We start from the raw sequence: 12,716 nt of genomic DNA, 5'->3' as shown, positions 1-12,716 counted from the left end.
GCTGTAGTGTGCCGGGCAAATCAGCCGTTGCAGCGGGTTGTATCGCTAAGATTGGGGTTTTGACCGTTAAAGAGCTATTAACTATCGTATGGCTCAATCGGATGGCAGATGTTCGATCACTCGACGCCCCTGCAGTCCCGCATGTAAGCATGCATTGATTGTCCGGATGTCCCGGAAGAAGGAGCAAACGAGAAAGACGCAATGTTCGGAACCTGGTCTTCCGGAGGCGTCAGCCCGCAGAGCGGGCAGGGTGAAATCAGTACGGTAGTTCATCCGTCTCAATACCGTTTTGGAGACGAGCATGGCAGAAGTTATCAGAATAGAGGACCGCCTCGTGCGTTCCCCGCCAAAACCCTCGATGGGACCGGTTGTGCCAAGCAATGCCGTGATCCTGCTGTTTACCGGCATCCGCTACGAGCGGCTTGATGGCCATCCGGGCGGAACCCCGGCAAAGCCTGTGCCGACCAGAGCAAAAAAACACTGACATCACGATCCGGTTCGTGCCGCTTCCCGCTGCGGCGCATCCGACGACGTCATCTGCACTGATCGGGCAGGTGCGAAACATTGCGGCGCAGGACGATTGTTTCCCTGTTGCCCAGAGGCCGCTTCGGTTCGGCCAGACTGACTTTTGAACAGTGATGACGGTTACCGACGGAAGGGCTCGCAGCTCGCTTCCGACAGGAAATTGCGCACCGGCTCCTCGAAACTGTCGGTTGGCGCCAGTGCGCGCAGCACGGCATACCCTTCCTCTTCCGGCATCTCCACCAATATCGACTGGGCGAGGCTTTCGGGCGGTGTCTTTCTGATATCGACAAGCTGGATCGGCGTTGCCATGACCAGGTCGAGATTGCCGTTGACCGAGGTCTTGTCGTTCATGCTGAACACCTCGTTGGAATCGCCATCATAGATCGACAACGACCAGAACGGTACCGAACCCTTTGCGACGAAGCGGGCGGGACCGCCCGTGACGGCAAAGCCGCAGACGGCGACACGCAGAAACGGATCGTCATTGGCAAGTCCGGTCGGCCCGGGCTCGTTGGTGAGCGAAAAGAAGCTGTCCATTTCATAGAGCCCCAGCACGCGGCTATAGGCGTCCTTGCCGGTGAACCGCGGCAAGGTCAGGATGATGACGATATGCAGGAGGGCCGCGCCGACGAGGCCGATGATGATACCGAACAATAGGCTACGCATCCGGGCACCCCGTCCTGACGATCTTCGGCATCGCGAGATCGATGACGCCGGACGAACCGGCGGTCGGGGTGTCGAGCAGCGTCAGCACCAGCTTGAAGGCGCCGGTGCGGCGGACCGCCAGCCAGTTGTCGGGCTGGGCGACCGGCGAGACGTGGATCAGGAACGAGCTGTCCGGCTGCCGCTGCACCGTCCAGGCATTGAAGGCGGTCGGCAGTTCCGCCGGCGCCTTCATCGGCTGGTCATTGGCGGTGGTGGCATAAAGCGTCCAGAACCGGGCAGGCGGCGTGATTCCGGTGATATCATAGGTGCAGTTCGACGAGAGCCGTTCGCCCGAGCTGTCGACCGCCGCCGTGAACTGCAGGCCTTCCGCGCCGCCATAAAGCAGCTTTCCCGCCCGTGCCCGGTGGGCCTTCGCGTAAGGGTCGGTATTCTCCGTCTGCGCATCGGGAAAGGCGACCCATGGTCCAAGCGAGATCGCGCCAAAACCCACGGTGGCCTTGAGCGCCGAGACGGTCGAGACGATGCCGACGCCAAACGCGATGGACAAAACAAGAGCGACGAGGAGGGGAATGCGGAACAAGATCGGTTTACCGGGGATTTGCGGGGATGGGAGAGGCGAGGGGTGACGGGTGGGCGAATGCGGTGAAGTACGCCCCTCTGCCCCTCCGGGACAGTGGGGGGCGAATGGGCAAGGGAGCGGCCATCCCCTTCAATCGACGGCTGGGCGAGCGGCGCGCCATCAGATCACCGTCCTGCATTACGCCCACCCTTGATCAGCGTGCCGGTCGAGCGCGGATCGATTTCGGCGACTTTTCCGGGGAGTTCGGCGGGAGGCTTGAGGGCTGGAGCGGTGTTGAATTTGTCGCCGAGCGATTTGAGCAGGCGGGTGACGTCGCCCGACAGCGAGCGGGGACGCACCAGCGGCGGCAAGGCGTTTTCGTCGCCGGGCTTGGCGGCGGCGATTTTGCCATCCTTCTTCTTGCCTGGTCCCGGCAGCGGGTTTTCGATGCCGGGGATGGCGCGGTGCTCGATGCCCTGTTCGGCATAGTCCATGAGGCGCTTGAAGGTCATGGCCGGCAGGGAGCCGCCGGTCATGTTGTTGGTCGAGGTATAGTCGTCATTGCCGAACCAGACGGCGGTCGTGTAATCGCCGGTGAAGCCGACGAACCAGGCATCACGATAGGCCTGCGTCGTGCCGGTCTTGCCGCCGGCGACGATGCCGTTGTCGAGGGCCGCCTTGCGGGCCGTGCCGATGATCGGGATCTGGGTCAGCATGTAGTTCATCGAGGCATTGGCCTGTTCGCTGACCACGCGCCTGGCGGGCGGTTGGTCGCGATTGAAATCGTAAAGAATATCGCCGTCATAATTGAGGATCTGGCTGATGCCGTGGCGGCGCGACTGCATGCCGCCGGCCGGAAAGACCGCATAGGCCGTCGCCTGGTCGAGCACCGTGACCTCGGAGGTGCCGAGCGGCATGGTCTTGTCGGTACGGAGGGGGGTCTCGACGCCCATCTTCTTGGCGGTTTCGGCGATCACTTCGGTGCCGAGCGTATCCTTGGCAAGGCGCACCGGCACGGTGTTGATCGACTTGGCAATGGCGGTCAAAAGCGTGACGCGGCCGGAATAGCTGCCCTTGGAATAATTCTGCGGCGACCAGCCGCGCCAGGTGATCGGCGCATCGCTGATGGTCGATTCCGGCTTCAGGCCCGTCTCCATGGCAGCCGTATAGGTATAGACCTTGAAGGACGAGCCCGGCTGGCGCAGCGCCTTGGTGGCGCGGTTGAACTGGCTTTCGCCATAATCCCGGCCACCGACCATGGCGCGCACAGGGCCGCCATTCTCGATCATCACCATGGCGCCCTGCTTGACCTTGTAGCTCTCGCCATACTGCCGAAGGGTCGATTCCACCGATTCCTCGGCAGCCTGCTGCAGGCCCATGTCGATTGTGGTGCGCACGACCAGTGAATGCTGTGCAAAGGGCGTGGCGATGCGGCGGGTTTCGTCGAAGGCCCAGTCGAGGAAGAAATCCGGGGCGCGGACTTCGGCGCGGTCGATCACGCTGGCGGGGTTGAGACGGGCGGCAATGACCTGTCCCTCGGTCATCAAGCCGCCCTGGACGAGATTGGTCAGCACCTCGTTGGCACGGGCGCGGGCGGCGGGCAGGTTGACATGCGGCGCATAGCGGGCCGGCGCCTTGAACAGGCCGGCGAGCATGGCGCTTTCAGCCAGATTGATGTCTGTGATGCTCTTGCCGAAATAGAACTGCGATGCGGCCGCAGCCCCAAACGTGCCGCCGCCCATATAGGCGCGGTCGAGATAGAGGCGCAGGATTTCCTTCTTCGACAGATTGCTCTCCAGCCAGACGGCGAGGAAGGCCTCCTTGATCTTGCGCTCGATGGTGCGCTCGTTCGACAGGAACAGGTTTTTCGCCAATTGCTGGGTGAGCGTCGAGCCGCCCTGGACGACGCCGCCGGCGCGCGCATTTTCCGAGATGGCGCGCGTGAGGCCGAGGAAGTCGATGCCGTAGTGATCGAAGAAGCGGCGGTCCTCGGTCGCCAGCACCGCCTTGATCAGCGTGTCCGGCAATTCGTCGATCGGCACGGAATCCTCATGGATGATGCCGCGATGGCCGATCTCGTTGCCGTAGCGATCGAGGAAGGTGACGGCGAAATCGCTCTGGGCGCGCCAGTTGCCCTTGGTTTCCTCGAAGGCGGGAAGGGCAAGCGCCAGCATCAGCACGGAGCCGGCCGTGCCCCAGGTCATGCCTTCGCCGAGCACCTCGAACAGCACCTTCTTCCAGCCGCGCACGGTGAAGCGGCGGAAGAAGATGGTGATATCCTCCCACCAGACGCCGAGGCGAAAGCCGGCATTCCACACGGTCGAATCGATCCAACTGTCGATGCGCAGCAGGATATGGCGCTTGCGCGGACGGTTGTCCGGCGGGATGCCGTTTCGAGGGTGCGGGCTATCGTCTTGGCTTGGATCCTGCAATGCGGTCGCGTCCTGCTCGCTTTACGTCCCGGCCGATATTTGCATGAGCCGGGTTTCTATTCTACGCCGATATCGGTAATGAGCCTTAAAAAACCGGCAATCTTTTGTGAAATTGTCGCTTAAATCCAACGCATGGAAGAAAAATCGCCATGGGCGAACTGCCCTTCTGGAAGACGAAATCGCTGGCCGAGATGAGCAACGCGGAGTGGGAAAGCCTCTGCGACGGCTGCGGGCTCTGTTGTCTCAACAAGCTGGAGGATTGGGATACGGGCGAGATCGCCTGGACCAATATCGGCTGCACGCTGCTCGACGGCGAGACATGCCGCTGCAAGGATTACCCCAACCGGAAGGCGACGGTGCCGGATTGCATCCAGCTGACGCCGCAGGAAGTGGAGACGCTGACGTGGCTGCCGCCAACCTGCGGCTACCGGCTGGTGCGCGACGGGATCGACCTCTACTGGTGGCATCCGCTGGTTTCGGGTGACCCTGAAACCGTACACCAGGCGGGGATTTCCGTCCGCGGCCGCACGGTGTCAGAGGATGACGTCGATGTCGAGGATTTCGAGGATTATCTGGTGGACTGGCCGCTGACGGTGGGGCAGCGCGGCGAGCGTTGATTTTTACTCAGCAGCAAGCGATTGTTTCAGAAGGTTTTTTTGTGCGACGTTGCGCCAGGCGGTTTCCATCAGGTGGTCGATGACGTCCTCGTCCGCGTCGCAGAAATAGATCGAGGTCCAGCCCTTCAGCCCCCAGCCGCCGGGGACGGCGGCGCAGACGCCGGGCTCGGTTTCGAGGAAGAGTTTCTGCTGGTCGGGCGTGAACTTGACGACGGCGCGGCCAGCTTCCGGCAGGGACATGAAGATGCGCTTGCCGACGCGAAAATCACGCTTGCCGAAATGGGCGCTCTCAACCGCGCCGGGCAGGCCCAAGGCCCGCTTTTCCAAGTCCTCGGTTCTCATGGAGAAAGTGTAACACGGGGCGGGATTTGCGCAATGGAAAGAAAATTATCCTGATATAGGAAAATAATCCTTGACGGCGTGACGGTCGGTTGATAGGGTTATGGCACAGTCGGAAAAGTGGGTGAAGCGGGATGCTTCGGCGGGAGCCGGAGTAACGGCGTCTTGGCCTTCGGCCCCCTCATCCAGCCCTGCGGGCAACCTTCTCCCCGACGGGGAAAAGAGGGGACGAGCCGACACCTTGCCCGTGCGGTGAGAAAACATTCAAGGACAATATCATCATGTCTGATCTGGATTTCGATCCGGCGCTCTTTGGCCTGTGGCCGAAGGCGGCGGCTTATGACGGGGTGCGGCCGGGCGAGGGCGCGGCGTTGCAGGATGTGGCGCGGCGGGTGATCCTGGAGACCAAGGCGGAGGCGGTGGCGCCGCTTGATGACCTGCAGGACATGCTGAACGGCATGACGAAGGAATTGCGCGAGCAAATGCAGCAGTTCCAGCGGCTGCGGCGGCTGGCCGACGAGACGGCGGCAGTCGAGGGGCAGGAGATCGACCGCAAGCTGGTCCAGGCGGATGCCAAGGCGGCGATCGAGGCGATGTCCGTGATCGTGCGGACCCTGGAAAAGATCGACAGCCTGCAGAGGACGATTGCGCATGACCGTCAGGCACAGGCGGATGCCGCCTTCGATGAGGCAGGTTACAAGGCCCTGCTTGCCGAATTCGAACAGCGCATCGAGGATCGCGCCGCTCGAAAAGCCGCCGGCGCTGCAAGCGATGTTGGACGCGATGGACACGCATCTTCCCTTGGGGGAGGCGGTGGCGGTAAGGCGGGAGAGCCGCGGGGATCGCCTGAAGATTGATGCCGAGATGCGTCAGCTTGGAAAGCAAGTGGATCGCTATTCGCCATCGATGAAACGTTTCGGCATCGTCCGGGCGGAAATGCACGGCGTGACGACGGGTTTGAGGGCGCGAGCGGATGAGGCGGAAGTCGCTGGTCTGCCGTTGCCGGTTTTCCCATTGGTGATCTTGCCGGTTGCGGATGTTGAAACGGAACCCGCTGGACAAGGGACACGGATGGGCGTTTCGGAAGCGATGCCGGATGACGCCGAGCTGAAGATGACGACGGCAGGGCAAGGCCCTGGTGGCGGCACAACGCCAGCCGAAGCACAATCGGCCGGTCTGCCTTTAGATCGTCTCCAGCACTTTCAAAATCTGGTCCGTTTCCGCAACGACTGGAGCTTTGCCGGTCGCGAGGAACAGAAGCCACCGGCAGGCGACTGGCGGGTCTGGCTGCTGATGGGCGGGCGCGGGTCCGGCAAGACGAGGGCAGGCGCCGAATGGGTGCAGGATTTGGCTGCGGGCAAGGACGCGCGGCCGGGATTGCGGATCGCGCTGGTGGCCGAGACGCTGGGCGATGCGCGGGAGGTGATGATCGACGGCGTTTCCGGCATCTGCCGGATCGCCCGCAAGAACCGGCCGGATTTCGAGGCGTCGCGGCGAAGGCTCGTCTGGCCGAACGGGACGGTGGCGCAGATCTTTTCGTCGGAGGATCCGGAAAGCCTGCGCGGGCCGCAATTCGACTATGCCTGGTGCGACGAGCTGGGCAAATGGAAACATGGGCAGGAAACCTGGGACATGCTGCAATTCGCATTGCGGCTGGGCAGCGATCCGCGCGCGCTGGTGACGACGACACCGCGACCGGTGCCGGTGCTGAAGGCGCTGATGGCCGATCCCGGCACGCGGACGCGACAAATCCGGACCGGCGACAATGCCGGCAATCTCGCGCCGGGCTTTATCGCCGCCATGGCCGGACGCTATGGCGGCACGCGGCTGGGGCGGCAGGAACTGGACGGCGAGATGATCGAGGACCGCGAGGACGCGCTCTGGTCGCGCGCCGGGATCGAGGCGTTAAGGCTGCGCGATATGGGGCCGCTTGGCCGGATCGTCGTCGCGGTCGATCCGCCGGCCGGGGCCGGACCGGGCTCCTGCTGCGGCATTGTCGTGGCGGGGCTCGACCGCAGCGGGCGCGGCGTCGTCATGGCGGACTGTTCGGTGGAAGGCGCAAGTCCTGCCGGATGGGCGAATGCCGTCGTCAGGGCCTACAAGCGGTTCGACGCCGACCGGATCGTCGCGGAAGTGAACCAGGGCGGCGACATGGTGGCGGCGGTGCTGAAGGGCATTGATGCGCAACTGCCGGTGACGGCTGTTCGGGCATCGCGCGGAAAATGGCTGCGGGCCGAGCCGGTGGCGGCACTTTACGAGCAGGGCCGGGTGGTGCACGCCGCCTCGTTTCCGGCGCTGGAAGACCAGATGTGCGATTTTGGTCCGGATGGCCTGTCATCCGGCCGTTCGCCCGACCGGCTGGACGCGTTGGTCTGGGCACTGACGGCGCTGATGCTGGATGGCGGCGGCGAGCCGCGGGTCCGGGGGATTTGAAGAGGGTACCCCATCCCGGCGCCAAGCTCCGAGCCTCCCAACTCAGGGGGGCCGGCGGCAGGGCGCCGGGTGATCGGATTATTTGCGCGGGATCGAGGCCGGCGGCTTGGCGCTGGAAGCGCTGCTTTCGCGAATCTGGCGCCATTCATTTTCGAGGCGATCGAATTGCGCCTGGGAGATTGGCTGTGCGGGCATGGACGATACGGGGATGGATGATATGGGCATGGACGATCCTCTCGATCTGCTTTTGCAACCTGCGGAAACACGGCTGGCGCCGGAATGTTCCGTCGCCAGGGCTTTGAATGCGGGAAAAGGGATCAGCGCTTGTCGTCTTCGCGCTGGAACGACTTGGGAGCGGCGGCGGCGCTGGAGCGCATCTGGTGCCATTCGCTCTCGAAACGATCGAGGATGTGCTGGGGGATGGTCGAGCGGGTGGCTTCGGACGGGTTCTTGCTATCGACGTTCATGCGATCCTCCTCGATCTCAGGCAATATCATAGTGCCGGAATTTCGATCTCACATCCCAAACATAAAGTAAATCAGGCAATTAAACTGTTTAAACGATTTAAATTCGTTAAATCGATTTAGATTGACAGGTTTTTTTGAAGCGTGATTGACAAAAGAGGATGAGCGATGGCGATCCGGCGTCCGGCTTTCTTTCAAGCGGTACGTACATCACTGTTCGACGGGCGTTTGAGCCAGTCGCAGGTCGATGGGCTGACGGTTATACTTGACCATTGGGAGGGCGAACCGACTGGCGCGGACGACCGCTTTCTCGCCTATATGCTGGCAACCGCGCATCACGAGACGGGCCGTGCGATGCAGCCTGTGCGCGAAACGCTGGCTGCAAGCGACGAGCGGGCGATCTCGCTGCTGGACGCTGCCTGGCGGCGCGGTAAGCTGCCCTCCGTCTCCGTGCCCTACTGGCGGCGGGACGAGGAAGGGCGCAGCTGGCTGGGGCGCGGGCTGGTGCAACTGACGCATCGCGCCAACTATGAACGCATGAGCCGGATGACCGGGATCGATCTCGTCGCCCATCCCGAACGGGCGATGGAGCCGCAGATCGCCGTCGACATCCTGTTTCGGGGGATGGAGACCGGCGCCTTTACCGGCCGCAAGCTCGGAGACTATTTCTCGGCCGTCCGGCAGGACTGGACCGGCGCGCGGCGGATCATCAATGGCCGCGACCGGGCGGCCCTGGTGGCGGGGTATGGGCGGCAGTATTGGGCGGCGATCCGGGCGGGTTTGGGCGGGTCGAGGCATTGAGCTACTGCATAATTCCTCAAATCGGAATCTATTAAGGAGAAAATGCAGCATATTCAAAATGTTACACCGACATTTGCACGTCGTATTCGACGCGCGGCGCTGTCGTGGCCTTCGGCCCCCCTCATCCGGCGCTTTGCGCCACCTTCTCCCCGGCGGGGAAAAGAGGAAGGGCGGCGCTCGTTTAATATGAAATCAAGGAAACCGATCTGATGAAAAATCCATTTCGCCTGCCGTGGCGTCGCCCGGTGGAGAGCGAGCCCCTGCGTGAAACCAAGTCCGCCTCCGGCTTCATCGCGATCGCGCAGGAGGGGCGGGCGCATTGGACCGGGCGCTCCTACGCGGCGCTGGCGCGCGAAGGCTTCATGCGCAATCCGGTGGCGCATCGCGCCGTGCGGTTGATCTCGGAGACGGCAGCCAGCGTGCCGCTGCTACTCTACGAGGGCGTGGAGGAGAGAACCGAACACCCGCTGCTGGCGCTGATCGCGCGGCCGAACGGGCGAATGGCGGGCGTCGATTTCCTCGAGACGCTCTATGGCCATCTGCTGCTCTCCGGTAACGCGTATGTCGACAGCGCCGAAATCGGCGGGGAAGTGCGGGAACTGCATCTGCTGCGGCCGGACCGGGTGCGCATTCTGGAAGGCCGGGACGGCTGGCCGGAGGCCTATGAATATCGGGTCGGGACTATGGTGCGGCGGATTTCGGCCGACGGGGACGGATTGCTGCACCTGCGCCTGTTTCATCCGCTCGACGACCATCTGGGCTTTCCGCCGCTGGCAGCCGCGCAGATGGCGCTCGATCTTTCCAATGCGGCGGCGACCTGGAACAAGGCGTTGCTCGACAATTCGGCCCGGCCGTCAGGCGCGCTGGTCTACCAGCCGAAGGAGGGTGGCAATCTCTCGGCCGACCAGTATGACCGGCTGAAGAGCGAACTCGACGAGGGTTATTCCGGTCCGATACGGGCGGGGCGGCCGCTGCTGCTGGAGGGCGGGCTCGACTGGAAGGCGATGGGGCTTTCGCCGAAGGACATGGATTTCGTCGAGGCGAAGAATGGGGCCGCGCGCGACATTGCCCTTGCATTCGGCGTGCCGCCCATGCTGCTCGGCATTCCCGGCGACAACACCTATGCGAACTACCAGGAGGCCAACCGCGCCTTCTATCGTCTGACCGTATTGCCGCTGATCTTTCGCAGCCTCGGGGCGCTTTCGGGCTGGCTTGCGGGGCGGTTCGGCGAGGGCCTGAAGCTGATGCCGGATCTCGACCAGGTGACCGGGCTGACCGGGGAACGCAGCGAGGTCTGGGCGCGAATGAAGGATGCGGACTTCCTGAGCGACGAGGAGAAGCGGCAGGCTGTCGGGTTTTGAGTCGAGCCGCCGGCTTCCGGTTTGAAAACAGGTCTTATGCCAATGAATAGATTCACTTTCAGCGTCGGCTGAATCGATATCTCAATGGCTTGAATCAATTTCTCCGCGTTGAAGCTCAACCGATTCAAAAGACTCGGAAATTTGCCCTTCCTGACGTTGCGTCAAGCGGAGCCTTTCGTTGCGGCAGGAGACTGCCGTTCCGTTATACATCGTCAATTCTCATAATAGCATCAAGGACTTAACAAGTGGCTGATTTTGGCAATGACCCGGGTCTCTGGGCGGCCAAGGGCATTGGCTCGGTTGCCGGTGCCGCGGTATCGCTCGTCTACATGCTGCCCAAGGGCCGACGCGAAGCGGGGTCGCGGTTTTTCACCGGGCTGATCTGCGGGCTGATCTTCGGCGGGCCAGTCGGGCTTTGGCTGGTTTCGAGGCTCGGGATAGCCGCCAGCCTTTCGGCCTGGTGGGTGCTGGGAGCGGTGGCGCGGCTCGCGGATCGGTACGGACGGGGGAAATAGCGAATAATGAGGACTGAGCGGGTGGATCCGGGCGTAGCAGCGGCGCACTGGTGATCGCTCCTGTTGCTCGCCACTCCCTGTTCGCTACTCGCCCTGACACAATTCATCAAACTCTGGAGAGACCCATGACGACCGACAGGATGCCTGTCTGGCGAACGCAGAAGTTTGCCAATCTGACACTTTCCGGCGTGACCGGGGAGGGACGGTTTTCCGGCTATGCCAGCATCTTTGGCGAGGTCGATCTCGGCAAGGATGCGATCGAGCCGGGTGCCTTTGCACAGTCGCTGGCGCGGCGTGGGGCGGCTGGCGTGCGCATGCTGTTCCAGCATGATCCCGGTGAACCCCTGGGGGCCTGGAAGACGATCCGCGAGGATGCGCGCGGGCTTTATGTCGAGGGCATGCTGTCGCCCGGCGTCGCCCGCGCAAAGGAGGTCCACATGCTGATGAAGGCGGGTGCGCTCGATGGGCTGTCGATCGGCTTCCAGACCGTGAAGGCGAGGACCGACGGCAAGACCGGGGTGCGCCGCATCCTTGAAGCCGATCTCTGGGAAATCTCGATCGTGACCTTTCCGATGCTGCCCTCGGCGCGTGTGTCGAACGTCAAGAATGCGCGGTTCTTCCGCGACAAGGAAACGGAGCTCGTGCGCACCATGCGGCGGGCGGCCCGGATGATGATGAAGCTCTGACAGGAAGGAAAGCTGATGAGCGATTTGAGCAGCGTGGCGCCCGATATGACGGTGGCGCCGGAGATCAAGACGGCGCCGGAGACGATGACCGCCGCTTTCGAGGATTTCATGGGGGCTTTTGAAGCCTTCAAGGAAACCAATGACCGCCGGCTGGGCGAGCTGGAAAGCAAGCTGACGGCCGACGTCGTCACCCGCGACAAGATGGACCGCATCTCGCGCACCATGGACGAGCAGAAGCGGCTGATCGACCAGATGGTGCTGAAGAAGGCGCGCCCGGCGCTCGGCCGTAGCGGCGAGGCAAGCCTGGAGGCGACGGAGCACAAGGCGGCGTTCGAAAGCTATATCCGCAAGGGCGACGAGCAGGCGCTGCGCGAGCTGGAGGCCAAGGCGTTTTCGATCGGCTCTTCCAGCGACGGCGGTTATCTGGTGCCGAACGAGACGGATACGGAAATCGGCCGCCGGCTGTCGGTGGTCTCGCCGATCCGGGCACTGGCGACAGTACGCCAGGTGTCCGGCGCGGTGCTGAAGAAGCCGTTTGCGCTCGCCGGCATGGCGACCGGCTGGGTGGCGGAGACGGCGGCACGGCCGCAGACGACGACACCGCAACTGGCCGAGCTGTCGTTTCCGACGATGGAGCTCTATGCGATGCCGGCGGCGACGGCGGCGCTGCTCGACGATGCCGCGGTCGATATCGAGAACTGGATCGCCTCCGAGGTCGACATCGCCTTTGGCGAGCAGGAAGGCACGGCCTTCGTCTCCGGCGACGGCACCAACAAGCCGAAGGGGTTCCTGAGCTATACCAATGTTGCCGAGGCGAGCTGGAGCTGGGGCAATATCGGCTATATCGCGACGGGTGCCGCCGGCGCCTTCAAGGCGAGCGGTCCTTCCGACACGCTGATCGACACGATCTATGCGCTGAAGGCCGGCCACCGGCAGAATGCCTCCTTCGTGATGAACCGAAAGGCGCAGGCCGAAATCCGCAAGTTCAAGGATGCCGACGGCAACTATTTGTGGCGTCCGCCGGCTGTTGCCGGGCAGCAGGCCTCGCTGATGGGCTTTCCGATCGCGGAAGCCGAGGACATGCCTGATATTGCCGCGGGCAGCACGTCGATCGCCTTCGGCAATTTCGCCGCCGGCTACCTCGTCGTCGATCGCACCGGGGTTCGGGTGCTGCGCGATCCCTATTCCGCCAAGCCCTATGTGCTGTTCTACACCACCAAGCGGGTCGGCGGCGGTGTGCAAAATTTCGAGGCTATCAAGCTTATTAAATTCGCGGCATCTTGACTAAACGTAAGGTTGCCCTTTCTCAAGGGTAACG

The 12,716-nt window shown here is 63.0% G+C and carries 15 protein-coding genes; 9 read left to right on the top strand and 6 right to left on the bottom strand.

Annotated elements, in window-relative coordinates; genetic code table 11:
• Window positions 1-301 precede the first annotated feature (301 nt).
• Window positions 302-484 carry a hypothetical protein gene (locus VL202_RS06695; RefSeq protein WP_325463353.1) on the top strand — a complete coding sequence of 61 codons (183 nt, stop codon included), beginning with the start codon at window positions 302-304 and terminating at the stop codon, window positions 482-484.
• 161 nt (window positions 485-645) lie between these two features.
• Here VL202_RS06695 and VL202_RS06690 read toward each other — a convergent pair whose 3' ends face one another.
• From VL202_RS06690 to VL202_RS06680, 3 genes are all read right to left on the bottom strand, one after another.
• Window positions 646-1,191 carry a DUF1254 domain-containing protein gene (locus VL202_RS06690; protein WP_325463352.1) on the bottom strand — a complete coding sequence of 182 codons (546 nt, stop codon included), beginning with the start codon at window positions 1,189-1,191 and terminating at the stop codon, window positions 646-648.
• Window positions 1,184-1,771, bottom strand: a complete 588-nt coding sequence (locus tag VL202_RS06685; RefSeq protein WP_325463351.1) for a DUF1214 domain-containing protein — start codon at window positions 1,769-1,771, stop codon at window positions 1,184-1,186. Before VL202_RS06685 ends, VL202_RS06690 begins: the two co-directional genes overlap by 8 nt.
• Window positions 1,772-1,935: 164 nt before the next feature.
• The gene (locus VL202_RS06680) at window positions 1,936-4,182 is read right to left on the bottom strand and encodes a transglycosylase domain-containing protein (RefSeq protein WP_325463350.1); all 2,247 of its coding nucleotides are present in this window, start codon (window positions 4,180-4,182) and stop codon (window positions 1,936-1,938) included.
• Between the two features lie 149 nt (window positions 4,183-4,331).
• Here VL202_RS06680 and VL202_RS06675 point away from each other — a divergent pair, with 149 nt between their 5' ends.
• Window positions 4,332-4,799, top strand: a complete 468-nt coding sequence (locus tag VL202_RS06675) for a YcgN family cysteine cluster protein (protein WP_325463349.1) — start codon at window positions 4,332-4,334, stop codon at window positions 4,797-4,799.
• 3 nt (window positions 4,800-4,802) lie between these two features.
• Here the strand turns inward: VL202_RS06675 and VL202_RS06670 are convergent, their stop codons facing one another.
• On the bottom strand, window positions 4,803-5,141 hold the full coding sequence (locus VL202_RS06670) for an MmcQ/YjbR family DNA-binding protein (RefSeq protein ID WP_325463348.1): 339 nt from the start codon (window positions 5,139-5,141) through the stop codon (window positions 4,803-4,805).
• Between the two features lie 278 nt (window positions 5,142-5,419).
• Here VL202_RS06670 and VL202_RS06665 point away from each other — a divergent pair, with 278 nt between their 5' ends.
• Together VL202_RS06665 and VL202_RS06660 are read left to right on the top strand one after the other, a co-directional pair.
• The gene (locus VL202_RS06665) at window positions 5,420-5,995 is read left to right on the top strand and encodes a hypothetical protein (protein WP_325463347.1); all 576 of its coding nucleotides are present in this window, start codon (window positions 5,420-5,422) and stop codon (window positions 5,993-5,995) included.
• A 256-nt stretch (window positions 5,996-6,251) separates the two neighbouring features.
• Window positions 6,252-7,571, top strand: coding sequence for a DNA-packaging protein (locus tag VL202_RS06660; RefSeq protein ID WP_414692814.1), 1,320 nt, complete (start codon window positions 6,252-6,254; stop codon window positions 7,569-7,571).
• 78 nt (window positions 7,572-7,649) lie between these two features.
• On the opposite strand, the gene VL202_RS06655 is transcribed toward VL202_RS06660, so the two are convergent.
• Both VL202_RS06655 and VL202_RS06650 read right to left on the bottom strand, forming a co-directional pair.
• Entirely contained in the window at window positions 7,650-7,796 is a 147-nt protein-coding gene (locus VL202_RS06655; RefSeq protein ID WP_325463345.1) for a hypothetical protein, read from the bottom strand.
• Between the two features lie 92 nt (window positions 7,797-7,888).
• Entirely contained in the window at window positions 7,889-8,038 is a 150-nt protein-coding gene (locus VL202_RS06650; RefSeq protein ID WP_325463344.1) for a hypothetical protein, read from the bottom strand.
• A gap of 165 nt (window positions 8,039-8,203) precedes the next feature.
• On the opposite strand from VL202_RS06650, the gene VL202_RS06645 reads away from it, so the two are divergent.
• The 5 genes from VL202_RS06645 (at window position 8,204) to VL202_RS06625 (ending at window position 12,682) form a co-directional block, all read left to right on the top strand.
• Window positions 8,204-8,836: a hypothetical protein gene (locus VL202_RS06645; RefSeq protein WP_325463343.1), complete on the top strand. Its 633-nt coding sequence runs from the start codon at window positions 8,204-8,206 to the stop codon at window positions 8,834-8,836.
• Window positions 8,837-9,045: 209 nt separating this feature from the next.
• Entirely contained in the window at window positions 9,046-10,197 is a 1,152-nt protein-coding gene (locus VL202_RS06640) for a phage portal protein (RefSeq protein ID WP_325463342.1), read from the top strand.
• Between the two features lie 245 nt (window positions 10,198-10,442).
• Window positions 10,443-10,712 carry a DUF6107 family protein gene (locus tag VL202_RS06635; RefSeq protein WP_325463341.1) on the top strand — a complete coding sequence of 90 codons (270 nt, stop codon included), beginning with the start codon at window positions 10,443-10,445 and terminating at the stop codon, window positions 10,710-10,712.
• A gap of 125 nt (window positions 10,713-10,837) precedes the next feature.
• Entirely contained in the window at window positions 10,838-11,398 is a 561-nt protein-coding gene (locus VL202_RS06630; protein WP_325463340.1) for an HK97 family phage prohead protease, read from the top strand.
• A 15-nt stretch (window positions 11,399-11,413) separates the two neighbouring features.
• Window positions 11,414-12,682, top strand: coding sequence for a phage major capsid protein (locus tag VL202_RS06625; protein WP_325463339.1), 1,269 nt, complete (start codon window positions 11,414-11,416; stop codon window positions 12,680-12,682).
• Window positions 12,683-12,716: the final 34 nt, after the last annotated feature.

The sequence above is a fragment of the Pararhizobium sp. genome, assembly GCF_035497515.1.
Classification (GTDB): domain Bacteria; phylum Pseudomonadota; class Alphaproteobacteria; order Rhizobiales; family Rhizobiaceae; genus Pararhizobium.
This window is presented reverse-complemented; position numbering and strand designations above follow the sequence as displayed.